The organism is Streptomyces sp. NBC_00038, assembly GCF_026343635.1.
GTDB lineage: Bacteria > Actinomycetota > Actinomycetes > Streptomycetales > Streptomycetaceae > Streptomyces.
Genome location: NZ_JAPELQ010000002.1, coordinates 40,601 through 62,106, shown reverse-complemented (window position 1 = coordinate 62,106; position 21,506 = coordinate 40,601). Strand labels below are relative to the sequence as shown.

Annotated in this window: 28 protein-coding genes and 1 pseudogene; 16 read left to right on the top strand and 13 right to left on the bottom strand. The window is 70.2% G+C overall.

Features of this window, described 5'->3' with window-relative positions:
• Positions 1-61 precede the first annotated feature (61 nt).
• Genes OG219_RS43410 through OG219_RS43390 form a run of 5 tightly spaced genes read left to right on the top strand, consistent with a single transcriptional unit; the run spans position 62 to position 3,381 of the window.
• A complete protein-coding gene (locus OG219_RS43410; protein WP_266836540.1) occupies positions 62-403 on the top strand; it encodes a metalloregulator ArsR/SmtB family transcription factor in 342 nt (113 codons plus the stop codon).
• Positions 400-2,124, top strand: a complete 1,725-nt coding sequence (locus tag OG219_RS43405; protein WP_266836538.1) for a SulP family inorganic anion transporter — start codon at positions 400-402, stop codon at positions 2,122-2,124. Before OG219_RS43410 ends, OG219_RS43405 begins: the two co-directional genes overlap by 4 nt.
• Positions 2,121-2,528 (top strand): pyridoxamine 5'-phosphate oxidase family protein, encoded by a 408-nt coding sequence (locus OG219_RS43400; RefSeq protein ID WP_266836536.1) that lies wholly within the window; start codon positions 2,121-2,123, stop codon positions 2,526-2,528. Before OG219_RS43405 ends, OG219_RS43400 begins: the two co-directional genes overlap by 4 nt.
• On the top strand, positions 2,528-2,953 hold the full coding sequence (locus tag OG219_RS43395; protein WP_266836534.1) for an ATP-binding protein: 426 nt from the start codon (positions 2,528-2,530) through the stop codon (positions 2,951-2,953). The genes OG219_RS43400 and OG219_RS43395 overlap by 1 nt, the downstream gene beginning before the upstream one ends.
• Positions 2,954-2,988: 35 nt before the next feature.
• Complete coding sequence (locus tag OG219_RS43390) at positions 2,989-3,381, top strand: anti-sigma factor antagonist (protein WP_266836532.1); 393 nt, start codon at positions 2,989-2,991, stop codon at positions 3,379-3,381.
• A gap of 7 nt (positions 3,382-3,388) precedes the next feature.
• Here OG219_RS43390 and OG219_RS43385 read toward each other — a convergent pair whose 3' ends face one another.
• Complete coding sequence (locus OG219_RS43385; RefSeq protein ID WP_323183369.1) at positions 3,389-4,141, bottom strand: DUF2182 domain-containing protein; 753 nt, start codon at positions 4,139-4,141, stop codon at positions 3,389-3,391.
• A gap of 264 nt (positions 4,142-4,405) precedes the next feature.
• Here OG219_RS43385 and OG219_RS43380 point away from each other — a divergent pair, with 264 nt between their 5' ends.
• Complete coding sequence (locus OG219_RS43380; RefSeq protein WP_266836530.1) at positions 4,406-5,059, top strand: DUF1326 domain-containing protein; 654 nt, start codon at positions 4,406-4,408, stop codon at positions 5,057-5,059.
• 168 nt (positions 5,060-5,227) lie between these two features.
• On the opposite strand, the gene OG219_RS43375 is transcribed toward OG219_RS43380, so the two are convergent.
• Positions 5,228-5,413 carry a hypothetical protein gene (locus OG219_RS43375; RefSeq protein ID WP_266836528.1) on the bottom strand — a complete coding sequence of 62 codons (186 nt, stop codon included), beginning with the start codon at positions 5,411-5,413 and terminating at the stop codon, positions 5,228-5,230.
• A gap of 215 nt (positions 5,414-5,628) precedes the next feature.
• Here OG219_RS43375 and OG219_RS43370 point away from each other — a divergent pair, with 215 nt between their 5' ends.
• The 7 genes from OG219_RS43370 to OG219_RS43340 all read left to right on the top strand — a co-directional run bounded on the left by OG219_RS43370 (position 5,629) and on the right by OG219_RS43340 (position 13,565).
• Entirely contained in the window at positions 5,629-5,979 is a 351-nt protein-coding gene (locus OG219_RS43370) for a metalloregulator ArsR/SmtB family transcription factor (protein WP_266836526.1), read from the top strand.
• Between the two features lie 228 nt (positions 5,980-6,207).
• Positions 6,208-6,690: an NADH-quinone oxidoreductase subunit B family protein gene (locus OG219_RS43365; protein WP_266836524.1), complete on the top strand. Its 483-nt coding sequence runs from the start codon at positions 6,208-6,210 to the stop codon at positions 6,688-6,690.
• A gap of 2 nt (positions 6,691-6,692) precedes the next feature.
• Positions 6,693-8,723, top strand: a complete 2,031-nt coding sequence (locus OG219_RS43360; protein ID WP_266837899.1) for a proton-conducting transporter membrane subunit — start codon at positions 6,693-6,695, stop codon at positions 8,721-8,723.
• Complete coding sequence (locus OG219_RS43355) at positions 8,720-9,676, top strand: respiratory chain complex I subunit 1 family protein (protein ID WP_266836522.1); 957 nt, start codon at positions 8,720-8,722, stop codon at positions 9,674-9,676. Before OG219_RS43360 ends, OG219_RS43355 begins: the two co-directional genes overlap by 4 nt.
• Complete coding sequence (locus OG219_RS43350) at positions 9,673-10,383, top strand: hypothetical protein (RefSeq protein ID WP_266836520.1); 711 nt, start codon at positions 9,673-9,675, stop codon at positions 10,381-10,383. The genes OG219_RS43355 and OG219_RS43350 overlap by 4 nt, the downstream gene beginning before the upstream one ends.
• A gap of 221 nt (positions 10,384-10,604) precedes the next feature.
• Positions 10,605-12,083, top strand: a complete 1,479-nt coding sequence (locus OG219_RS43345; RefSeq protein ID WP_266836518.1) for a proton-conducting transporter membrane subunit — start codon at positions 10,605-10,607, stop codon at positions 12,081-12,083.
• Between the two features lie 3 nt (positions 12,084-12,086).
• The gene (locus tag OG219_RS43340; RefSeq protein WP_266836516.1) at positions 12,087-13,565 is read left to right on the top strand and encodes an NADH-quinone oxidoreductase subunit C; all 1,479 of its coding nucleotides are present in this window, start codon (positions 12,087-12,089) and stop codon (positions 13,563-13,565) included.
• Between the two features lie 42 nt (positions 13,566-13,607).
• Here the strand turns inward: OG219_RS43340 and OG219_RS43335 are convergent, their stop codons facing one another.
• The 7 genes from OG219_RS43335 to OG219_RS43305 form a co-directional block, all read right to left on the bottom strand.
• On the bottom strand, positions 13,608-13,997 hold the full coding sequence (locus OG219_RS43335) for a pyridoxamine 5'-phosphate oxidase family protein (protein WP_323183368.1): 390 nt from the start codon (positions 13,995-13,997) through the stop codon (positions 13,608-13,610).
• Positions 13,994-14,494, bottom strand: a complete 501-nt coding sequence (locus tag OG219_RS43330) for a hypothetical protein (protein ID WP_266836514.1) — start codon at positions 14,492-14,494, stop codon at positions 13,994-13,996. The genes OG219_RS43335 and OG219_RS43330 overlap by 4 nt, the downstream gene beginning before the upstream one ends.
• Positions 14,495-14,724: 230 nt before the next feature.
• On the bottom strand, positions 14,725-14,910 hold the full coding sequence (locus OG219_RS43325) for a DUF6126 family protein (RefSeq protein ID WP_266836512.1): 186 nt from the start codon (positions 14,908-14,910) through the stop codon (positions 14,725-14,727).
• 43 nt (positions 14,911-14,953) lie between these two features.
• Positions 14,954-15,418, bottom strand: coding sequence for an ATP-binding protein (locus OG219_RS43320; protein WP_266836510.1), 465 nt, complete (start codon positions 15,416-15,418; stop codon positions 14,954-14,956).
• On the bottom strand, positions 15,418-15,756 hold the full coding sequence (locus OG219_RS43315; protein WP_266836508.1) for a helix-turn-helix transcriptional regulator: 339 nt from the start codon (positions 15,754-15,756) through the stop codon (positions 15,418-15,420). The genes OG219_RS43320 and OG219_RS43315 overlap by 1 nt, the downstream gene beginning before the upstream one ends.
• A gap of 5 nt (positions 15,757-15,761) precedes the next feature.
• Positions 15,762-15,944 (bottom strand): hypothetical protein, encoded by a 183-nt coding sequence (locus OG219_RS43310; RefSeq protein WP_266836506.1) that lies wholly within the window; start codon positions 15,942-15,944, stop codon positions 15,762-15,764.
• 123 nt (positions 15,945-16,067) lie between these two features.
• Positions 16,068-16,319 carry a hypothetical protein gene (locus OG219_RS43305; protein WP_266836504.1) on the bottom strand — a complete coding sequence of 84 codons (252 nt, stop codon included), beginning with the start codon at positions 16,317-16,319 and terminating at the stop codon, positions 16,068-16,070.
• A 73-nt stretch (positions 16,320-16,392) separates the two neighbouring features.
• On the opposite strand from OG219_RS43305, the gene OG219_RS43300 reads away from it, so the two are divergent.
• Entirely contained in the window at positions 16,393-16,974 is a 582-nt protein-coding gene (locus OG219_RS43300) for a hypothetical protein (RefSeq protein ID WP_266836502.1), read from the top strand.
• Between the two features lie 154 nt (positions 16,975-17,128).
• Here OG219_RS43300 and OG219_RS43295 read toward each other — a convergent pair whose 3' ends face one another.
• The gene (locus tag OG219_RS43295) at positions 17,129-18,097 is read right to left on the bottom strand and encodes an alpha/beta hydrolase (RefSeq protein ID WP_266836500.1); all 969 of its coding nucleotides are present in this window, start codon (positions 18,095-18,097) and stop codon (positions 17,129-17,131) included.
• Positions 18,098-18,200: 103 nt separating this feature from the next.
• Positions 18,201-18,518, bottom strand: coding sequence for a putative quinol monooxygenase (locus OG219_RS43290; protein WP_266836498.1), 318 nt, complete (start codon positions 18,516-18,518; stop codon positions 18,201-18,203).
• A 143-nt stretch (positions 18,519-18,661) separates the two neighbouring features.
• Between OG219_RS43290 and OG219_RS43285 the strand changes: the two genes are divergently transcribed.
• Both OG219_RS43285 and OG219_RS43280 read left to right on the top strand, forming a co-directional pair.
• Complete coding sequence (locus OG219_RS43285) at positions 18,662-19,567, top strand: AraC family transcriptional regulator (RefSeq protein ID WP_266836496.1); 906 nt, start codon at positions 18,662-18,664, stop codon at positions 19,565-19,567.
• A gap of 159 nt (positions 19,568-19,726) precedes the next feature.
• Positions 19,727-20,476, top strand: coding sequence for an SDR family oxidoreductase (locus tag OG219_RS43280; RefSeq protein ID WP_266836494.1), 750 nt, complete (start codon positions 19,727-19,729; stop codon positions 20,474-20,476).
• 89 nt (positions 20,477-20,565) lie between these two features.
• On the opposite strand, the pseudogene OG219_RS43275 reads toward OG219_RS43280, so the two are convergent.
• Positions 20,566-20,788: pseudogene (locus OG219_RS43275) on the bottom strand (IS5/IS1182 family transposase); the annotation flags it as partial.
• 7 nt (positions 20,789-20,795) lie between these two features.
• Positions 20,796-21,452: an HAD-IA family hydrolase gene (locus tag OG219_RS43270; RefSeq protein WP_266837897.1), complete on the bottom strand. Its 657-nt coding sequence runs from the start codon at positions 21,450-21,452 to the stop codon at positions 20,796-20,798.
• Positions 21,453-21,506: the final 54 nt, after the last annotated feature.

Here is a 21,506-nt window from a genome sequence, read left to right as displayed (position 1 = left end):
TAGCCGCGGGCGCAGCCTTTGCTTGCCCCGGGTGGGGCGCTGTCGGGGAAGCCGAGGGGTCGTGTCCGTTCCGCTGTATCAGGCCAAGGCCGAGTTCTTCCGGATGCTGGGGCATCCCGTACGGATACGGGTACTGGAGCTGCTGCAGGACGGGCCGATGCCGGTACGTGATCTGCTGGTCGAGATCGAGGTGGAGCCCTCCACCCTGTCGCAGCAGTTGGCGGTGTTGCGCCGCTCGGGCATCGTCAGCTCCAGGCGTGAGGGCTCGACCGTGGTGTACGCGCTCGCCAGCGGGGACGTCGCCGACCTGATGGGGGCCGCGCGCCGGATCCTGACCGAGATGCTGGCAGGGCGGAATGAGCTGTTGGCCGAGCTGCGGGATGCCGAGGTCCCCGCACGATGACGATCTCGTCTGGCCGGGTCGGGGCCCGGCTCACCGCGCTGCTGCCCGGCCGTGCGGATCTGGCGGAGATGCGCCGCGCCCCGCGCCGGAACCTGCTGGCCGGCTTCACGGTGGCGATCGTCGCGTTGCCGCTCGCGCTCGGTTTCGGCGTCTCCTCCGGGCTGGGCGCGGAGGCGGGGCTGGCGACCGCGGTCATCGCCGGCGCGCTCGCCGCGGTGTTCGGCGGTTCCAATCTGCAGGTGTCCGGGCCGACCGGTGCGATGACGGTCGTGCTGGTGCCGATCGTCGCCGAGCACGGACCGTCCGGAGTGCTCACGGTGGGGCTGATGGCGGGCGTGATGCTCGTCGCGCTCGCCCTACTGAGGGCCGGGAAGTACATGCAGTATGTGCCCGCGCCCGTCGTGGAGGGCTTCACGCTGGGCATCGCCTGCGTGATCGGACTGCAGCAGATCCCGAATGCCCTCGGGGTGCCCAAGCCGGAGGGCGACCGCGTCCTCGTGGTGACCTGGCGCGCACTGGAGGAGTTCGCGGAGAACCCGAACTGGATCGCCGTCGCCTTCGCCCTGGCGGTCGCCGCCGTCATGCTCATCGGGGCACGCTGGCGGCCCACGATTCCCTTCTCCATCCTCGCGGTGATCGCGGCCACCATCGTTGCCCAGGTGGCCGGCCTGGACGCCGCGAAGCCGATCGGCGACCTGCCGTCGGGCCTGCCCGCGCCGTCGCTCGCCTTCCTGGACCCGGGCGCGCTCGGCTCCCTGCTCGCCCCGGCTGTGGCGGTGGCGGCGCTCGCCGCCCTGGAATCGCTGTTGTCGGCCTCCGTCGCCGACGGCATGACGGTCGGCCAGAAGCACGACCCGGACCGTGAGTTGTTCGGTCAGGGCCTGGCCAACATTGCCGCCCCGCTGTTCGGCGGCGTGCCGGCCACCGGAGCCATTGCGCGGACCGCGGTCAACGTTCGCACCGGCGCTGGCTCCCGGCTGGCGTCCCTCACCCACGCCGCGGTCCTCGCGGCGATCGTCTTCGCCGCCGCGCCCCTCGTCTCGAAGATCCCGCTGGCTGCTCTCGCGGGCGTCCTGCTGGCCACCGCGATCCGCATGGTCGAGGTTGGCTCGCTGCGTGCGATGGCGAAGGCCACCCGCTCGGACGCGCTGATCCTCGTCCTCACCGCCGTCGCCACGCTTGCCCTCGACCTCGTGTACGCGGTGATCATCGGTCTGGTAGTCGCGGGAGCCCTGGCACTGCGCGCGGTGGCCAAGCAGGCCCGCCTGGACCAGGTGCCGCTCGACCGCGGCGACCACAGCGCCGAGGAACACGCACTGCTGGCCGAGCACATCGTGGCGTACCGCATCGACGGCCCGCTGTTCTTCGCCGCCGCCCACCGTTTCCTGTTGGAGCTGGCCGAGGTCGCCGATGTCCGCGTGGTCATCCTGCGCATGTCCCGGGTGAGCACCATGGACGCCACCGGCGCCCTGGTCCTCAAGGACGCGGTTCAGAAGCTGAACCGGCGCGGCATCGTCGTCATGACCTCCGGGATACGGCCCGGTCAGCGTCAGGCGCTGGACTCGGTCGGGGCGCTGGACCTGCTACGCCTCGAGGGCCGCGAGTACGCCACCACACCCGAGGCGATCCAAGGCGCCCGCACCTACCTGGAGTGCGCCGGAATCCTGCCGGCCATCCCCGCCCCGAAGGCCGCAACCACCAGCGAGGAAGCAGTTCGATGAGCATGCCCCCCGCAATCCTGCGCATGGTCGAGGTCTCCGGCGCGGAGGCCCTCTGGTTGCTGGAGGCCAGCACGCTCGGGCGACTGGTCTACGAACAGCGGGAGTTGACCGTCGTACGGCCCGGTCGGCACGTATGGGAGTTCGGGCGTCTGGTGGTGCGTTCGCCCGCCCCGGCCGCCGCGGTTCCTGAGACGGCGACGTACCACGTGGACGAGGTCCGCGCCGCGACCGGCACCGGCTGGTCCGTCGCGGTCGCCGGACCGGCCGAAGTGATCGTCGATCCCGACGAGGCCGCCCACTATCAGCGCACCCTCGTCGGCTGGACCCACGGCCCGCACGACACGTTGCTGTGCATCCATCCCAAGACCGTGACCGGATACCGCCTTGCCCGCGCGGAGGCGTAATGAGTAGCCAGCTCGAATCGCTGCCATACCGGCACGTCCTGACCTTGCCAAGTGAGCCCTCCGCGGTGCGCATGGCCCGCGAGACCTGCGAACAGGCCCTGGCTGAATGGGGCATAAGCCTGCGCCACCCCACGGTCGGCCCCGCCTTACTGATCCTCGGTGAGCTGGTCACCAACACCATTCGGCACGCGGCAGCGGTCTCGCCTCAGGTGACGATCATCTACGCGGCGGGCGCGGACTGTCTGGCCTTCGCGGTCCACGACCGCCACCCTTACCAGCCGACCCTGTACGCGTCGGTCATCGGGACCGGAACGGGCGGCCTGGCCACCGTCATGGAACTCACCCTCGGCCTGGGCGGCACCGCGGTCGTTCGCGGGGACGCCGACGGCAACGGCAAGAGCATCTGGATCACCCTGCCCCTGTGATCCGAACGGGCAGACCGCACAAGGAAGTTCACGACATGACCATCGAATGGCAGTACACCGCCGGAGAGGACTTCGGTCTCCTCTCCCTCGCCGGCTATCTCGGCCCCGAGGGGGCTCATCGCTTCTCGGGTGCCATCGGCTGGGTCCTGGCCCGCGGCACCGGACCCGTCGTGGTCGACATGACCGCCCTGCGTGGCTGGTCGATAGAGGGTCAGCTTGCCGTCACCGAGGCCACCCGCCGCCTCACGGCACACGGCCGCAGCCTGGAACTTGCCGCGATTCCCGCCGACGGCTCCCTCGTCCCCGACGGGGACTGCCCGCCGATCGCCGTCCACAGCGACCTGCCGGCGGCCCTCGCGGCACACGGTGTACGCGACCAGGCCGACGAGGGCGGGCAGGAGTGGCGCACCAGCGGCTGGCCCACCTAACAGCCACCTAACTCATCGGCTGCATCGACGGCCCCGAATGCTCCAGTCCCGGCAGAAGCCAGCTCTGGAACGGAGCCAGCGCGGCCAGGACCAGGAACACGACACCGACCGCCGTACTGAACACCGGGCCTAGCCGCCACAGCTTCTCGATGAAGATGACCACCGCGAGTCCGGCCATCGCCGCGATGTTCATGGTGCCCAGCGGCACGAGGACGATCATGAGGCCCCAGCAGCAGCCCACGCAGTAGAGCCCGTGGTGGGCCCCGACGCGCAGATCGCGGGCGTGCGATCGGTAGCCGGCGTAGCGCACGAGTTGGCCCATGGGGCTTCGGCAGTGGCGCAGGCATACGTTCTTCAACGGGCTGAGCTGATGAAGTCCGGCGAGCAGGAAAGCGCCGGCGCCGATCCAGCGACCGGCGTCCGGGTGTCTGTCGACCAGATTGCCGGTCACGGTGAGGATTCCGTACACCACGAGTCCGAATGCCGTCCAGGCGATCAGGTACCCGCCCACGAACTGCGCGGTCCGCGCTGCCCGGATCGCGCCGGACGACTGACGGCCGATGGCCCGGACCCAGGTGATGGCCACCGGCGACACGGACGGGAACATCATGGCCGCCATCATGATCACCCAGAGCAGAAGGAACAGCGGCAGGCCGAGGCCCATCGTCCCCGGCCCCATCTCCGTGTCGCCGGCCTGCCCGACCACGAGGAACCACGCGAGGAGGGCAAGCAGCAGCATGAAGGTCCAGGCGACGGTCATCTCCCGGCGAGGAAGGAGATTGCCCGGCCGCATGGGCGCGGAGAGCGATGACCGATCACGGAACACGCTTCCAGGTCACCACAGAAGGCGGCCCCCTGCGAGACATCCGCTCCGCCTGGACATCTTGGCTCACGTGCGACAGCGGGAGGACAATAGAGGGGATGACCCGTGTCACCGAGCGGATGTGGTGTCCCACGGTGACATTCCCCCGCGAGATCGCCGGCCACCTGATTCATCTGGCGCGGGCCGCGAGGAGGCGAGGACATGACGGAGACAGCGAAGACGATTCCGCAATGGCACGCGTCCGGGGACTGGTTCGACACCTGCAAGTGCGATGTGCCGTGCCCCTGCTCGTTCGCACAGCCGCCCACATACGGAGACTGTGAAGGAGTGCTGGCCTGGCATGTACGTGAGGGGCGCTATGGCGATGTGCCGCTGGACGGTCTCAACGTGCTGATGCTCGGCTCGTTCGTCGGCAACGTGTGGGCCGAGCACTCGGATGCGTACGCGGCCGTCTTCCTCGACGAGAGGGCCGACGATGCGCAGCGGGAGGCGCTGCAGATGATCTTCGGAGGTCAGGCCGGAAGTTGGCCTGCCGAAATGATCAGCATGTTCGGAGCCGAGATGCGCGGCATGGACTTCGCTCCCATCGAAGTGCAGGTCGACGAGGACCTCGGCGGATGGAAGGCCACCATTCCGGGCCGGGTCGAGGCGAGCGCGATGGCGCTCACCGGACCCACGACACCCGAGGGGGCGCGTGTGCAGTCCACCAACCTGCCGGGATCGGAGACCGGTCCGGGGCAGGTCGCGACCTGGGGCCGCGCGACAGCCGACCGCGCCGACGCCTTCGGCTTCCACTGGAGCAGAGAGGGTCAGTCCAGCAAGCACATCACCTTCGACTGGTCAGGTCCGACCTGAAGCCCGCCTCATCGATCACGAACAGAGGACGTCCACTACGACCAGGCAGGCGGCTTCCGTTGCGAGGCGGGCTGCACCCGTGGCCCCCACTCGAAACGGACCTCGCTGCCGGACTGTGCTGCCCAGTCACCCATCACCCGCAGCCTTTCCGGATGCGCCGTACGTAGGTCAGCCGAGGTCGGTGTCCCGCGCGGGGTGGGCGGAACGGCCGCCGAAGGACAGCTTGAGCATGCGGGCCTCGCCGCAGCGCGGGCACCGCTCGTCCGTGCCGACGGCGGTGGGGCGGCACTTGAGGCGGCAGGCGGGGCACTTGAGCCAGGCGACGCCCAGACCGCGCAGCGGGGTGATTCTCACGTAAGCCTCCCTCAGGTGACGTATGGAGTTGCTAATCTTAGCAATTACTGAGGTCGTCACGGCTGATTGTGAGCGGCTCGGTTCCCGTGGGCGGGTTCGGTGTGTCCGGTGCCGCAGGCGAGGATGGGCGGCATGTGTGTGACGAGTGGATGGATGCGATGCGCCGAGGACCGGCCGGTACGGCCGTGCTGCTCCCTCAGGGAGGGGACGGCACGATGAGTACGCCGCTGTACCAACTGAAGGCCGAGTTCTTCAAGACGCTCGGGCATCCGGCGCGCATCCGCGTCCTGGAGCTCCTGAGCGAGCGGGAGCATGCGGTCGCGGAGATGCTGCCCGAGGTGGGTATCGAGCCCGCGCATCTGTCCCAGCAACTGGCCGTGCTGCGGCGGGCGAATCTGGTCGTGACCCGTAAAGAGGGATCGACCGTGTACTACTCGCTGACCAGCCCGCACGTGGCCGAGCTGCTCAAGGTCGCGCGGACCATCCTGTCCGGGGTGCTCGCGGGGCAGGCCGAGCTGCTTGCCGACCTGCGGGCCGCGCAGTCGGGCAGCGAGCCGCCGCCGTAGCGGCGGCCCATGATCGGCGGCCGCCTCTTGTTTGATGGACAGCGCTCTGACGGCAGGAGGCGGCCGCTTTCGCCCCACGGCATGGACGGAACAGTGCGGGTCTCGTGGGGCGGTCCCCGTATTCACGAACCAGGCAAAGTGTAGGAAAAGTGCCGTAACTCCAGCTTCGGGGCGGCCTGTTAGCCACCTGCCGGAGAGAGTCCTCACCAGCGATCGGGAGGGGCGTTCATGAGTCTGCTGCGCAAAATCCGCAACACCGGGCGGGTTGCGGAGGACGCCCCGCCCCGGCCACAGGGCGAACGGCCGGCGGTGGCGGGGGAGTTCGGCGGTTCGGTGCAGGTGCGCTGTGTGGATGCTGGCTCGTGCAACGGCTGTGAGATCGAGATCGCGGCGGCTTTCAATCCGGTGTACGACGCCGAACGCTATGGGGCCCGGCTGGTGGCCTCGCCCCGGCACGCGGACGTGGCCCTGGTGACGGGGCCGGTGACGCGGAACATGGCCGAGCCGCTGCGGCGTACGGTCGCCGCGATGGGTGAGCCGCGCCTGGTGGTCGCGGTCGGCGACTGTGCGATCAACTGTGGTGAGTTCGCGGGCGGTTACGGCGTCGAGGGCGCGGTCGCCGATGTCGTACCGGTGGATCTGATGGTGCCCGGATGCCCGCCGCGGCCGGACGAGATCATCGTGGCGCTGCGGACGGTGACCGGGCGGTGAGCATGGTGCCGGCCACCCTCACGGCGGCCGCCGGGCTTGCCGTGGCGGGCGCGCTGGCCGGACTCGTGCTGCCGGAGCGCGTACGCGTCTGGGTGGCGGGGGCGTTGACGGCGGGTGTGGGGGTGGTTGGTGGTGCGTCGGGTGTGGCTGCACTGGGCGGAACTCGGTGGAGAGCCGAGGTCCCGGGGCTGTTGCCGCTGGCCGGGACGCATCTGGCGGTGGACGCGTTGTCGGGTCTGTTCATGGCGGTGGCGGGTGCGGTGATCGCGGCCGTGGCGGTCTACGGCATCGGGTACGCCGTCGGGCACGGCTCGCACGGGCTCGGCTCGCGGGGCGCGCAGGCGGTGCTGCCGCTGTTCGCGCTGACGTTGCTGCTGGTGCCCGCGGCGGCGTCGGTCTCGACGTTCCTGGTGCTGTGGGAGCTGATGGCGCTTACCTCCCTGCTGTTGGTGCTGGCCGAGCACGGGGCGCGGCCTTCGGTGCGGGAGGCGGGCGTCTGGTACGCGGTGATGACCCACCTGGGGCTCGTGCTGCTGCTGGTGGGGCTGATGGTGTATGCCGCGCAGGCCGGGGGCGAGACGTTCGCCGCCCTGCGGGCCGGCACGGCGGGGATGTCGCCGAGCGTGCGCGGGCTCGTCTTCGTACTGACGGCGGTGGCGTTCACCTCCAAGGCGGGCCTGGTGCCGCTGCATGCCTGGCTGCCGCGCGCGCATCCCGAAGCGCCCAGCGCCGTCTCGGCGTTGATGAGCGCGGCCATGGTCAACCTCGGCGTCTACGGGCTCGTGCGCGTCGGATTGGACCTGCTGGGCGGGGGGCCGGCGTGGTGGTGGCTGCTGGTGATGGCGCTGGGCGGTCTCTCGGCGGTGTACGGGATCCTGCAGGCCGCGATGGCCTCGGACCTGAAGCGGCTGCTGGCGTACTCGACATCGGAGAACATGGGCCTGGTCGTCCTCGGCGTGGGTGCGGCGGGACTGTTCGCACACGAGGGCAACACCGCGCTGGCCGGCCTGGCGCTCGCGGCCGGTCTTCTGCATGTGGTCAACCACGCCGCGTTCAAGGCGCTGTTGTTCTGCGCGGCCGGGTCGGTGCTGCGGGCCACCGGGGTGCGGAACCTGGACGCGTTGGGTGGGCTGCGGGCCCGGATGCCGGTCACCACGGGTCTGTTCACCGTGGCCGCGCTGGGTGCGGTGGCGCTGCCGCCGGGCAATGGGTTCATCAGTGAGTGGCTGCTGCTCCAGTCGATGATCCACGGGCTGGCCGTGCCCGGGGTGACCACCGCCATCGTGCTGCCGCTCGCGGTAGCGGTGATCGCCCTGTCGGCGGGGCTCGCGGCGGCAGTGTTCGTCAAGGCGCTCGGCGTGGGCTTCTTCGCCCGGCCACGCAGCGAACCGGCTGCGGGGGCCAACGAGTCGCCGCTGCTCATGCTGACGGGGATGGGAGTGCTCGCGGCCCTGTGCGCGGCGCTGGCCCTGGTCCCGGGACTGCTGGGCGACGGTCTGGACCGGGCGGTGGAGGCGGTCGGGTACACCGGTACGCATCCGGTCTCCGGTGACGGGCTGCAGGTGCGCCTTGACGAGGTGTCCGCCTCGCTTTCGCCGCTGTGGGTGATGGCTGCGCTGGTCGTCGCCCTGGCAGCGGTGATGACTGTGACCCGGCTGGCTGCTCGGCGACGCGTACGGCGTATGAACGCCCGCCTATGGGACTGCGGAGGCGGAGCGCCGACCCCGCGGATGGCCTATACGGCCACCTCGTTCGCCGAACCGCTCCAGCGGGTCTTCGATGACGTGCTGGCCCCGGAGCAGGACGTGGACGTCACCCCGGTGCGCGAGTCGGCGTACCTGGTGGAGCGGGTGCGGTTCCGCAACAGGGTGCCCGACCGGATCGAGCACCGGCTGTACCGGCCGGTGCTGGACTTCCTGGCCGCCACCGGGCAGTCGGCCAGGCGGCTGGCCGGCGGCAGCGTGCACACGTATCTCGGCTACGGATTCTTCGGTCTTGTGGCTCTTCTCGTCGTCCTGGTGGTGGGCTGGTGAACACGGTCGGATACGGGGCGGTCGCCGTCCAGGTGGGCGCGGTGGCGGTCGGAGCGCCGCTGCTGACGGGGTTGATGCGGCAGACGCGGGCGCGCCTTGAGGGGCGGGCCGGGGCCGGGGTGCTCCAGCCCTGGCGGGACGTACGCAAGCTGCTGCGCAAGGAACCGATCACCCCGGTCGGCACGGGACCGGCGTTCAGATGGGCGCCGCTGCTGCTGGTCGCCACCGCGCTCGTACTCGCCGCCCTCGTGCCGCTGGTGTCCACGGACACACCGGTCACAGGACGGGCCGATCTGATCCTGGTGGTGGCGCTGCTCGCTCTCGGCACGCTGGCCCTGGCGCTCGCGGGTCTGGACACCGGCACGGCGTTCGGTGGCATGGGCGCCTCCCGGGAGATGACCATCGCCGCGCTCGTGGAACCGACGATCCTGATGGCGGTGTTCGCGCTGTCGATACCGGCCGGGTCGACGAACCTGCCCGTCATCGTCGCCGGAGCGGTCGACGAGCCGGCCCGGCTGACCTCCCCGGCCGGGCTGTTGGCCATCGCCGCGCTCGCGGTCGCGGTACTGGCCGAGAGCGGTCGGCTGCCGGTGGACAACCCCTCCACCCACCTGGAATTGACCATGGTGCACGAGGCCATGGTCCTCGAATACGCCGGTCCGGATCTGGCGCTGGTCGAGTTCGGTGCGCAGCTGCGGCTGACCGTGCTGCTGGGCCTGCTCGCCTCGCTGTTCGCCCCGTGGGGCATCGCCACCACGGCCTCGCTCGCGGCCGTGTTGCTTGCCCTGCTGGTGGTGGTGCTCAAGGTGACTGTGCTCGGCATGGTCCTGGCGGCGGCCGAGGTGTTCTGGGCCAAGCTCCGGCTGTTCCGCGTGCCCGAACTGCTCGCCGGGTCCTTCCTGTTGGCGCTGCTCGCGGTGACCGCCTCATATTTCCTGGGCGGAGAGCGATGAGCGAGAGTCTGTTCACCCAGCTGCTGAATCTGACCTGCGGGGCGTTCCTGCTGGCCGCCGTAGTGGTGCTGTGGCGGCGCGAACTCGCCGCGATCGTACGGCTCTTCGCCCTGCAGGGCCTCGCCCTCGCGGCCATCGCCCTGCTGCTCGGGCTGCACGAGGACCGCTGGGACCTGATCGTGGTGGCCGCCGGGATCGGCGCGCTGCGGGCCGGCCTGCTGCCGTACCTGATCCGCCGGGCCCTGGCCGCGCTCGTCGCCGACCGGGCCCAGGGGCAGGACGGAGTGCGGGCGTACGGGCACAGTGAGGAGGTGCGTGAGACGCAGCCGTTGGTGAACGTGGCCGCCTCGCTGCTGACCGCCGCCGCGCTCACGCTGCTCGCCTACGCGGTCGCCCGCCCCCTGGTCGAGCTGGATCCGACGCCCGCCACCCGCGCGCTGCCGGTCGGGCTGGCCGTGGTGCTGATCGGCTTCTTCGTACTCGTGACCCGGCGCCGTGCGCTCGCCCAGGTGGTCGGCTTCCTGCTGCTCGACAACGGCATTACCGCCACCGCCTTCCTGGCCGCCTCCGGAGTGCCGCTGATCGTCGAACTCGGCGTCTCCTTCGACGTGTTGCTCGCCGTGCTCGTCCTGCAGCTGCTCACCGTACGAGTGCAGGAGGCGTTCGGCACCACCGACATTGACGACCTGCGGGAGCTGCACGACTGATGCTGCGTCTTTTTCAAGAGCCCGCACTCACCGCGCTCCTGCTCACCGCGCCCACCGCCGGACCGCTGGCCGTGGCCGCCGGGTACACCCTCGCCGGACTCATCACACGCGGATCTCCTGGCGCGGTGCCGGCGGCCCGGCAGGAGGAGAGCCGTCGCCCGCAGCTTGTGGAGAAGGCTGCTGCCGGACCTTCTCGTGGAACCGCGAGAGGAGCCACGGGCATGGCAGACGGCAGGGGGAAAACAGGAGACGCCTCCGCGCCCGGTGAGCCGGTTGTTGCTCTCCAGGCGCGCGGGCGCCATCCGGCCGACTGGGCCGGGCTGGCTTCTCCGGCAGTGATCCTCAGCTGCGGCGCGCTCCTGGCCACCGACGTCATCGACAACGGGCCCGTGGCCGCGTACTCCGGCCTGCTGCGGGCCGACGCGCTGACGGTGTGGATGCTCCTGGTGGTCGGCACCGTCGCGCTGATCGCCTGCGCCTCAGCCCCGGCCTACCTCGCGGGCGAGCGGGTCGCCGGGCGGGCTACGGACCGGACCGTGTGGCGCTACCACGCCCTCGTACACGCCTTCCTCGCCGCGATGTGCCTGGCCGTGGTGACCGCGAACCTGGGCGTGTTGTGGGTGGCGATCGAGGCGACGACCATTGTCACCGCGTTCCTGGTCGGCCACCGCCGCACCCGTACGTCCGTGGAGGCTGCCTGGAAGTACGTGGTGATCTGCTCCGCCGGGATCGCCCTCGCCTTCCTCGGTACCGTGCTCATCTACTACGCCGCCCGGCAGGCCGGCATCGCCGAGGCGTGGGCACTGGACTGGCCCACACTGCTCGCCCGCGCGGACCGTCTCGACCCCGCGGTGACCCGGCTCGGCATCACCCTCATCGTCCTCGGCTACGGGGCCAAGGCGGGCCTCGTGCCGCTGCACGCCTGGCTGCCCGACGCGCACAGTCAGGCCCCCGCCCCGGTCTCGGCGCTGATGTCCGGCGTGCTGCTGTCCGTCGCCTTCGCCGGGATCCTGCGCTACCGCGTCATCGCCGACGCAGCCCTCGGACTGGACTTCACCCGCGTCCTGCTGACCGGAATCGCGCTGCTCACCCTGGCCCTTGCGGCCGGGCTGCTGCTGGCCCAGCGCGACTACAAGCGGATGCTGGCCTATTCGAGCATGGAGCACATGAGCCTGATCGCCCTGGCAGCCGCGGTGGGCAGCCCGCTCGCCCTGTCCGCCGCGCTCCTGCACATCGCAGGGCACGGGCTCGCCAAGGCCACCGCGTTCTGCGCCTCCGGCCAGATCCTCCACCTGCGGGGCACGTCGAAGATCGGGCGGGTGCGCGGACTGGTCGCCCAAGCGCCGTGGCTGGGCGCGCTGTTCGGGCTCGCTGTCGTGGCACTGCTGGGCTTCCCGCCGTTCAGCCTCTTCGCCTCCGAACTGGGCATCGTCCGCGCCGGCTTCGCCGCCGGAGCGGGACTGGGCTGGGCCACGGCCGCCGCGCTCCTGCTGGTGCTGATCGCCTTCGCCGCGCTGGCCACCCGCACGGCGCGGATGTTGCTCGGGCCCGCTCCCAACGGGGACACGGCCATTGTGGAGAGCCCGTCCGCCCTGTGGCCCCTCGTCCTGGGCCTGGCGGCCCTCTCCGCGCTCGGCGTCGCCATCGGCCCGCTGGGCGACCTGCTCGCCCAGGCCGCCGCCGTCCTGGAAAGGCCCTGACCGATGCGCACCGTGCACGACATCCACCCCGCCGAACTCCCCAAGCGGGCCGAGGCGCTGCTGCGCGACGGACACCGCCTGGCCCTGGTCGCCGCCCACCACGACGCGGACGCCGTACGCCTCGTCTACCTCTTCGTCTCGGGGCCGCCGGACACCCGCATCGAGCTCCACGTACGGCTCGAGCCGGCCCGGCCAGAGGTGCCCAGCCTGGCCCATCTGTCCTTCCCCGCAGGCCGGTTCGAACGCGAGATGCACGACCTGCACGGCATCGTGCCCCTCGACCACCCGCAACCGCGCCGCCTGGTACGCCACTTCCACTGGCCGCGCGGCTGGTACCCCATGCACCCGGATGCCGGGGACCCGCCCGCCTTCGGCGAGCAGGAAGGCCCGTACCCCTTCCTGGAAGTCACCGGCGACGGCGTCTACGAAATCCCCGTCGGCCCGGTGCACGCCGGGCTCATCGAACCCGGCCACTTCCGCTTCTCCGTCGTCGGCGAGACCATCCTCAAGCTCAAAGCCCGCCTCTGGTTCGTCCACAAGGGCATCGAGAAACTCTTCCAGGGACGCAGCATCGCGGCCGGACTGCCACTTGCCGAACGCATCAGCGGCGACACCGCAGTCGGCCACGCCCTCGCCTACTGCCTGGCCGTCGAGGAGGCCACCGGCACGGCCGTCCCCGAACAGGCCCAGTGCGCCCGCGCCCTGCTCCTCGAACTCGAACGCCTCCACAACCACGTCGCCGACCTCGGCATGCTCTGCAACGACGTCGGCCACGGCATCCTCAACGCCCACGCCCAACGCGTCCGCGAACAACTCCTGCGCCTCAACGACACGGTGACCGGACACCGACTGCTGCGCGGCGGCGTCGTCCCCGGCGGCAGCGCCCTGCGCACCCTGCCCAGCCCCGCCCGGATGGAGGCCATCGGCGACGACATCCGCGACATCGTCCGGCTGGCGCTCGGCCACTCCACCGTCCACGACCGCTTCACCGGCACCGCGATCCTGCGCACCCAGGCCGCTCGCGACATCGGCTGCCTCGGCTACGTCGCCCGCGCCAGCGGCCTGTCCCAGGACGCCCGTATCGCCCACCCCTTCACCCCGAAGGGACAGCCGACTCGCGTCCCCGTCCACACCACCGGCGATGTCCTGGCCCGCTTCCTGGTCCGCGCTGAAGAAATTGACACCTCACTCGCCCTGATCCGGGAACTCACCGACTGCGTCGCCACCGGCGCGGTCCTCGGGCCCACGGCCGTTCCCGGGCAAGGCCCCCGCAGCGGCGTCGGCCTCGTCGAAGGCTGGCGCGGCACCATCGCCACCCGCGTCGAACTCGCCGCCGACGGCGCCCTCAAGCGGGTCAAGCCCGTCGACCCGTCCTTCTTCAACTGGCCCGCACTGCCGGTCGCCCTGAACGACACGATCGTCCCGGACTTCCCGCTGACCAACAAAAGCTTCAACCTGTCCTACGCCGGCAACGACCTCTGACCGGTCAGGAAGCCGTGTTGCCCCGCACCAGCCGGTATCCGGTCACGACGTCGGCCCGGATCCGCACCACGTAGTCCATCTCCGCATCCCCCAGGGCGTGAGTGCGGCCTGGTAGCGGGCGAGTTCGGCGGGGTCGGAGACCTGGGATGCGGTGCCGCTGACGACCACGCTCCAGCCGGTCCGGGTGGCCGGGGCGAGGTCGTCGGCCTCGTAGGCCACCACCTCCGACTGTGCCGCGAGCAGCGCGGCCCCGGGGTGCGTGTGGATGACGATGTCGCCGTTCGCTTCGACGAGATGGTTGACCGGGCGGATCGTAGGCAGCGCCTGGTGGGAGAACACGACCCGGCCCAGCGGCGCTTCGGCCAGCAGTTTCAGCGCCTCGTCCCGGTCCAGCTCGACCATGTGAACCCGCGGCGGGGTACCGGCTGTCATGGCGCCTCCTCTCGGAGCCCTGGCACACGCTCGGCACCGTCGGGCCACAGCACCTCGACGTCTATGCCGTGGCTGCGGGCGTAGGCCACCAAGTGGGCCGTGGTGTCATGGCCGTTGGACGCCGTGCCGTCCCAGATCGCCACTACCCGGGCGCAGGCGCGCAGCAGCCGCTCGTCGGCGCGGACGCAGGCATCCCGGTCCGCCGGGTCGTACTCCACCAGCCGTACCTGCTCCGACAACAGCAGCAACTCCCCGGCCGCCAGCCGGTCCGGCCCCCGCAGCAACGCGGGCACCCGGTTCAGCGTCGGCACCACAGCCACCATCGCCAGGCCGGCATGCTTCGCGGCCCGCCCGAACGCCACCGGCAGCCCTTGCCCGACCCGGACCAGGCCCGTCCGGCCCGCCTCGGCGCACCGGGCCAACCGTGCGCACAGCTCCTCCTCGAGCAACGCCAGGGTCCAGGGCGCGAGATCACCATGCCCCACAACAGCGATCACCCTCGGCAGTCCTTTCGCCCTATTCCATGCCAGTCGCGGCAACCAGCCAATTTAACAAGCTTTCAAGCTGTGTCCGGGGTAGTCCGCCGGACTGGAGACACGGGCGGCCGCAGGCGGGAGGAGAACGGCCGCCCAATGGCTCGGTCGAACCATAGTCAGCAATGAGTCGGTGGTCCTATAGGGGCCGTTCGACCTTCGTTGGTGGGCGCCCGGGCCTCTCTGCTGCCCGGTTACTTGTTCGTGTGCTCGCCCAGGTAGAAGAGCAGCCACACGAACCCGGCGAACAGATGGGTGCCGAAGATGTAGAAGCCCGCCCGGATCGCTACACCGCGCTCGATCCAGTCCTCTCGGTCCATGCGCTTCCCTGGACGCCGCTCGCTCTCCGGTTGCGCGGCCGCCTCAGCTTCATCACTCACGGTGTCGTCTCCCTGTTTCCCTCGATCTCCACGTTGCTACGCCCTACGACGGCATGCCGAACCGCACGACGACCACCTTGCCGTCATCGCCGACGGCCGGTTCTACGCTGACGTCGCCGTCGTACTCGGCCGCCAGCTCGGCCACCATCCGCAGTCCCGCCCCCGTCGCGTCCGGTTCGAGGTCGGGCAGACGTGGCTCGGCGTCGGCGACGCTGACGACCAGCTGGCCCGCCCCGACCGTGATGCCCACGTCGGCGACCGAGGACCGCGGCGCGTGCCGCAGCACGTTCACGACCAGCTCGCTGACCACCAGCAGCACCGCGTCGGCGAACGCAGAGCCCGTCGCGACACCGACCTCACCGAAGCGTCCGGCCACCGCCTCACGGGCCTTCCTCACCGCCTCCGGCCCGACGGGTACCGAGACGACATGGGGCCGCACGGGCGAGGGCACGTGCTCTCTCGCTGCCGCGGGCAGGTCTCTGCGCCACGGCCGGAACGGGTCGCTCATCACCGCGTCGACTCCGTGGCACTCAGCTCGTCCAGCAGCTCCTGACGGCTTGCCAGCAGAACGGACAGGATCCGGCGCGCCGCGGCCAGCAGCTCGGCCACGTCCCCGCCCGCCAGCTGGTACACCACGGTCGAGCCGGTGCGGGTGGCAGTGACGATGCCGGAGCGGCGCAGCACCGCCAGCTGCTGCGACAGGTTCGACGGCTCCACTTCGATCGCGGCCAGCAGGTCACGCACGGGCTTTGGCCCGTCCTGCAGCAGCTCGAGCACCCTTATCCGCACTGGATGCCCGAGCATCCGGAAGAGCTCCGCCTTCGCCTCGTACAGCGGAACCGGCATGCCGATCACTCCTCGTCCGCCCCTGCGACTTCGACGTCGAGCCCGTACCCGCGGGCCAGCCGCACCGCGTCGTCCAGCTCGTCCTGCGCCACCGCCACGGAGTAGGCGTCGTCTGCCGCCACGGCGACCGCCAGCTCGGCCCGGGCCGCCCGCACCCGCGCCAACAGCGCCTCGGTGACTGTCCCCACCCTGCCCTCCGCACTTTGGGTCATCTATCGACCAACGCAACTAACCAATTGAAGAACTCTTCAATTATAGACTGCGCCGCTGAGCACCGAGGTCGCGCCCTCGGTGCTCAGCGCCTTGGAGACCTATGCGTCGGCCAGCTGAGCGCAGACGCAGAACTCACGCAGATCTGCCCCGCAGGCACACAGGCGGGCGAAGGCGAGGACATCGCCCCGCCGCAGCGAATCCCGGCACAGCTCGTCGGTCAGCTCCCGCGCGCGCAGAGCCACCGAGCCGAGCCTGCTGAACGGCCCGGTCTCCGCCTCGTGACGCAGCCGCCCGAGTTCACGCGTGGCTATCGGATCGGTGCCGGACGCCTGCAATTCCGCCAGGAGCACGGACGTCTCCCCGAGGCGCTCCCGGGAGGACACTGAAGTGGGTGATGCCGGCCTTGGCAAGGGGGTGTCGACGGTGGCGAGGACACAGCGCTCGAAGGTGCGGTTGTGGCGATGGCGACGTAACCCGCTCAGGCGGCTCAGCGACGTCCTTGAAGCCTGGGTCCTGCTCACCGCATACGTCCTGGCGCTCGTCGGGGCTTTCCTGGCCGGCATGGCGACCCAGGGAGCGGTGGAACGACACCTCGACCAGCAGCGGGTGGAGCGACAGGCGGTCGCCGCCGCACTTGTTGAGGACGCGAAGGACAAGCCGCCCGCCGGCGCGGCCGACGACGACCGGGTCTGGGTCACGGCCCGCTGGACCGCACCGGACGGCTCGACACGCACCGGCCAGACCAAGGTAGGGCCCGATGCGCGAGCCGGGACCCGGGTCACGGTGTGGACGGACCAGCACGGCGTGCTCACCTCGAAGCCCGTGTCGCACGAGGAGGCACGACTCCAGTCGGCCCTGGCGGGAGCGCTGACCGCAATGATCACCGTCGGAGTGGTGGCGGGCGGCGCCTGTGCTGCAAGGGCGTGGCTGGATCGGCGGCGCATGGAGCAATGGGCCGCGGACTGGGCACGGACCGACACCCGGTGGGGCGGAAAGACCGGCTGACGCTCGAGGCAGGAACAAGCCCCAGCACTCACTCCAAGTCTTCGTCCGGGGATTCGTCACGTGCCGCCTGTTCCCAGGGATCTGAGCAGGTCGAGTGACCCGCGACGTTGAGCGCCAAGCTCATGCACCCTGCATCATCAGGTTTTCGGTGGCGTTATGCGGCGGGGTTCGTGGGCAGGATTCGGGCGAGCCAGTCGGTGCGGGTTCGGCGCGCTGTGGCCGAGATGTGTGCCTGCGGGTACAGGGCGTCGAATCCGTGGAAGCCGCCTGCCCAGACGTGGAGTTCGGCCTGGCCGCCGGCCGCCCAGATGCGGGTGGCGTAGTCGGTGTCCTCGTCGCGGAAGACTTCGGCGGAGCCGGTGTCGATGTAGGTGGTCGGCAGGCCCGTGAGGTCGTCGGCCAGGGCGGGTGAGACGTATGCGGGAACCTCGTCGTCGGTGAGGTCGCCGAGGAGGCAGCGCCATCCGAATCCGTTCATCTCGCGGGTCCAGACGCCGGGCCCGTTCGAGTACTGGAGGCTGGAGGTGGTGGTGTTGCGGTGGTCGAGCATGGGGCCGATCAGGACTTGGGCGGCGATCGTAGGGGTGCCGAGGTCGCGGGCCATCAGGGTGACGCCGGCGGCGAGGCCACCGCCCGCGCTGGCGCCCGCGACGACGATCCGGGCGGGGTCGATGCCCAGTTCGGCGGCGTGGTCGGCGATCCAGAGCAGTCCCTGGTAGCAGTCGTCGACCGGGACGGTGCCGGTGGCCTCGGGTGCGAGCCGGTAGTCGACGGAGACCACGACGGCGCCGAACTCGTCGAGCCACTCCAGCGGGATGTCGATCTGTGAGAAGCGGTCGCCCATGACCATCCCGCCCCCGTGCATCCAGTAGACGCAGGGTGCGGCAGCAGTGCGATCGGTGTCCGCGGGGCTGAAGACGGACAAGGGGATCGGGGTGCCGTCCGGACTCGCAATGGTGACCTCGCGCCGGTCGATCGCGCGACCTTCGAGGAGGGGTTCGACGGGCATCGAGGAGTAGGGGCGCACCTGCGCCAGCACGTCCGGGCTGAGCTGGGACATCAAGGGCATGTCGGCCGAGAGTTCATGCAGTTCGGGGTCGAGGGCGGGGCGTGCTGTGGTCATGGTCGTTGCCTTTCGTGGGTGGTGGCGGGACGGTCGGGCGAGGAGGGGGCCGCCTCGGCGGGCACTGAGGCGGCAGTGGCTGGCGCGTGCGGTGTTAGGCGGGTCAGAAGGCGGCTTTGCCGCGGACCGGGACGTAGTCGGTGTACTCGGAGTCCTTGGCGAGCAGCGGGTCGATCTGCGCCACGATGGCCTGGGCGGTCTCGCCGGCGAAGATGCGGTGGTGGTCCTCCTCGCTGGTCCAGCCTTCGGTGACGTGGACGACGTCGGGGTCGGACGCGGAGCGGGACACGAGGTAGACGAGGCAGTACTCGCTCGCGCCGGGGCTGCCCTCGTTCAGTCCGGTCAGCAGCAGGTCGACGAGCTGGTCGCCCATTCCGGGCCTGGCGGTCAGGGTGGCGTTGAATCCGTAGTCGACGATCATGGATTCCCTCTTTTCAGTAATGGAGTGTGGTGATTCCATTCAACTGGGTTGACCTGCGGAAACGTTAGACAGATCCTCGTTCGAACTTGCACGATACTCGCGAGCATGGGAACCATGGCGCGGAATGGTGCTGCAATGGACGCATGTACCTCGAAGAACTCCGCACCCTGCTGGCCCGCCATGCGCGGCCCGACTGGACCACCGCCGTCGACGGCGTCCTCATCTCGAAGGTCGACCGCCCTGATCCGCCGGCGCCCTCGATGTCCGGCACGCTCCTGGCGGTCATCGCGCAGGGCGCCAAACGCCTCGCCCTGGGCGAGAGGGTGTTCGAGTACGGGCCCGGGCAGTACCTGGTCGCATCCGTCGATCTGCCTGTCACCGGGCAGTTCACCCAGGCCGACCCCAAGCAGCCGGCGCTGGGGTTCGGTCTCGTCCTGGAACCGTCCGCCGTTGCCGAGCTGCTGCTTGAGGCCGGGCCCGGAGCCACCCCCCGCAGCAGCGGGGGCGCGCCGTCGGGGATCGCCGTCAGTGACGCTCCGGCCGCGCTGCTGGACGCGGTGGTCCGGCTGCTGCGCCTGCTCGACGAGCCCCGAGACCGGGCCGTCCTGGCCCCGCTGGTCAAGCGCGAGATCCTGTGGCGTGTGATCACCGGCGAGCAGGGTGCGACGGTTCGCCAGCTCGGCCTGGCCGACAGCAGCCTCAGCCACGTCTCGCGGGCCGTGCGCTGGATCCGCGAGCACTACGCGCAGCCCTTCCGGGTCGAGGACGTGGCGCGGCAGTCCGGCATGAGCGTCTCCGCCTTCTACCGCAACTTCCAAGCGGTGACCGCGATGAGCCCCATCCAGTTCCAGAAGCAGATCCGGCTCCAAGAGGCCCGGCTGCTGCTCGCCACCCACCCCGGAGACGTCACCGGAGTCGGCCACCGCGTCGGCTACGACAACCCGTCGCAGTTCAGCCGGGAGTACCGCCGCCAGTTCGGCGCACCCCCCAGCCAGGACGCCGCCCGCCTGCGTCAGGCCGTGCGTGCGCCGACAGCTGTCCTGCCCTGAGCTGGATGGGCGGCACGGGAGGATCGTGCAAGGAGTAGCCAGGATAGTTCTACTATCCACGCAGGTCAGAGCGATTCAATGGGATCACCGGTTCTCCCGTGGAGCAGGAAAATGCCTGTCCACCCGCACGGATCCCACCGCATCGCAAAGGGGCACAACATGAAGACAGTTCTGATCACTGGTACCTCATCCGGGTACGGGCGGGAGACCGCCCTCTACTTCCACTCGCAGGGGTGGAACGTCATCGCCACGATGCGGACGCCGCGTTCGGGCGTTCTTCCTGAGTCGGACCGGCTCCGCGTCGTCGAGCTCGACGTGACCAGGCCCGAGAGCATCACCGCAGCGTTCGAGGCCGAGGGCCCCATCGACGTCCTGGTCAACAACGCGGGCGTGCCCTCGATCGGTGTGTTCGAGGGCACCCCCATGGCCCGAGTGCGGGAGGTCTTCGAGACCAACACGTTCGGAGTGATGGCGACGACGCAGGCGGTGCTGCCCCAGTTCCGCGAGCGTGGCTCCGGCGTGGTGGTCAACGTGACCTCCAGCGTGGTGCTGGGGCACATGCCGCTCTCGGCCGTCTACAAGGCGAGCAAGATGGCCATCGAGGGGTTCACCGCATCCCTCGCGCTCGAACTCGCGCCGTTCGGTGTGCAGGCGAAGACGGTCGAGCCGGGCGCCTGCCTGACGACGAACTTCGCAGCCAGGGCAACGAACGGCGATTCGCTGGACGCGCTCGTCCCAGCGCCCTACGTAGCGTTCGCGAAGCAGGCCATGGACGACTTCACGGGCCAAGACGTGGTCACCAAAGAGAGCGACGTCGCCGAGACGGTGTGGCGAGCCGTGCACGACATGACCGGCCAGCTGCGATTCCCGGCCGGTCCCGACGCGGTCTGGCTCGCCCAGGCGAAGTGATCAACAGCAGGCATGATGACGCCGCACTGATGCCGTGAGTCGGCCACGCACACAGGCAAGTGGCCGGCCTGCCGTCCAGCGCCCACCCCACCGAACGAGCGGGGCGAGCTGGCGCATCGTCAAGCTTGTGCGCCAGTACGCCGTGACCGGCAGTGTCCTGTCTGCCAGCGGCAGGCTCCACGGTCTACCCCGGCGGATGGCGTCGACCCCCTCGCGACGCAGCGCCGTCACCAGTTTCATGAACTGGCGCGGGTGCAGCCCGGGAAACGGGACTATCCAAGACGGCTCCGACGCCGTGATCACGCCGGCCACATCAAGATCATTCCATCGCGGCTGATCCTTCGAGCCCGTGAGGGCGGGGTCCGGACGCGAAGGCAAGGACGTCAGGGATCGCGTCGCGCAGGCTGCCGAAGTGACGATGCACGCCGTCCACCGCCGTAGGAGCGTTGACACCCCATACCGTCATCCCGGCACGCAGCCCGGACTCCACCCCGGAAGGGGCGTCCTCGATGACCAGACAGTCCTCTGGTTTGGCACCAAGCCGCGCGGCTGCCTGCAGATACGGCACGGGCGACGGTTTGCCTTCCTCCACGGCGGCCGCATCCACGAGGACCTCCGGGACCGGCAAGCCCGTCCGTGCGAAGCGTCCACGAACCCGGTGCTCATAGTTCGAAGTCACCAATGCCCAGGACCCGGGCTGCAGAGCACTCAGCAGCTCCGAGGCGCCGCCGAAGGCCGTATAGGCGCCGGAGCGGACGTCCTCGTCCTCCAGCTCGTGCAGTGCAGCAAGGCACTCGCCGGGGTCCTGGTCCATAGCAACCTGCGCGAAGGTCTCCATCGGCCTCGTCCGCAGCGCCACTTGGTAGACCTCGTCGGGGTCCAGTCCGTATCGCTCTGCCCACGTTCGCCAGACCAGGCGCTGATTGTCCACGGCGTCGATCAACGTGCCATCAACATCAAACAGGACATACCTCATCGCACCGGACTGGCCGAGTTCTCTGGTCACGCTTCGATCATGTCATCAGGCCCT

Coding starts and splice junctions, on each gene's coding strand:
- OG219_RS43345 (WP_266836518.1), top strand. CDS start 10,605: ATGGCAGACGGCAGGGGGAAAACAGGAGACGCCTCCGCGCCCGGTGAG.
- OG219_RS43290 (WP_266836498.1), bottom strand. CDS start 18,518: ATGATCGTCGACTACGGATTCAACGCCACCCTGACCGCCAGGCCCGGA.
- OG219_RS43405 (WP_266836538.1), top strand. CDS start 400: ATGACGATCTCGTCTGGCCGGGTCGGGGCCCGGCTCACCGCGCTGCTG.
- OG219_RS43395 (WP_266836534.1), top strand. CDS start 2,528: ATGAGTAGCCAGCTCGAATCGCTGCCATACCGGCACGTCCTGACCTTG.
- OG219_RS43385 (WP_323183369.1), bottom strand. CDS start 4,141: ATGACCGTCGCCTGGACCTTCATGCTGCTGCTTGCCCTCCTCGCGTGG.
- OG219_RS43280 (WP_266836494.1), top strand. CDS start 19,727: ATGAAGACAGTTCTGATCACTGGTACCTCATCCGGGTACGGGCGGGAG.
- OG219_RS43295 (WP_266836500.1), bottom strand. CDS start 18,097: ATGACCACAGCACGCCCCGCCCTCGACCCCGAACTGCATGAACTCTCG.
- OG219_RS43285 (WP_266836496.1), top strand. CDS start 18,662: ATGTACCTCGAAGAACTCCGCACCCTGCTGGCCCGCCATGCGCGGCCC.
- OG219_RS43320 (WP_266836510.1), bottom strand. CDS start 15,418: ATGAGCGACCCGTTCCGGCCGTGGCGCAGAGACCTGCCCGCGGCAGCG.
- OG219_RS43380 (WP_266836530.1), top strand. CDS start 4,406: ATGACGGAGACAGCGAAGACGATTCCGCAATGGCACGCGTCCGGGGAC.
- OG219_RS43360 (WP_266837899.1), top strand. CDS start 6,693: ATGGTGCCGGCCACCCTCACGGCGGCCGCCGGGCTTGCCGTGGCGGGC.
- OG219_RS43335 (WP_323183368.1), bottom strand. CDS start 13,997: ATGACAGCCGGTACCCCGCCGCGGGTTCACATGGTCGAGCTGGACCGG.
- OG219_RS43340 (WP_266836516.1), top strand. CDS start 12,087: ATGCGCACCGTGCACGACATCCACCCCGCCGAACTCCCCAAGCGGGCC.
- OG219_RS43370 (WP_266836526.1), top strand. CDS start 5,629: ATGAGTACGCCGCTGTACCAACTGAAGGCCGAGTTCTTCAAGACGCTC.
- OG219_RS43365 (WP_266836524.1), top strand. CDS start 6,208: ATGAGTCTGCTGCGCAAAATCCGCAACACCGGGCGGGTTGCGGAGGAC.
- OG219_RS43350 (WP_266836520.1), top strand. CDS start 9,673: ATGAGCGAGAGTCTGTTCACCCAGCTGCTGAATCTGACCTGCGGGGCG.
- OG219_RS43270 (WP_266837897.1), bottom strand. CDS start 21,452: ATGAGGTATGTCCTGTTTGATGTTGATGGCACGTTGATCGACGCCGTG.
- OG219_RS43390 (WP_266836532.1), top strand. CDS start 2,989: ATGACCATCGAATGGCAGTACACCGCCGGAGAGGACTTCGGTCTCCTC.
- OG219_RS43315 (WP_266836508.1), bottom strand. CDS start 15,756: ATGCCGGTTCCGCTGTACGAGGCGAAGGCGGAGCTCTTCCGGATGCTC.
- OG219_RS43400 (WP_266836536.1), top strand. CDS start 2,121: ATGAGCATGCCCCCCGCAATCCTGCGCATGGTCGAGGTCTCCGGCGCG.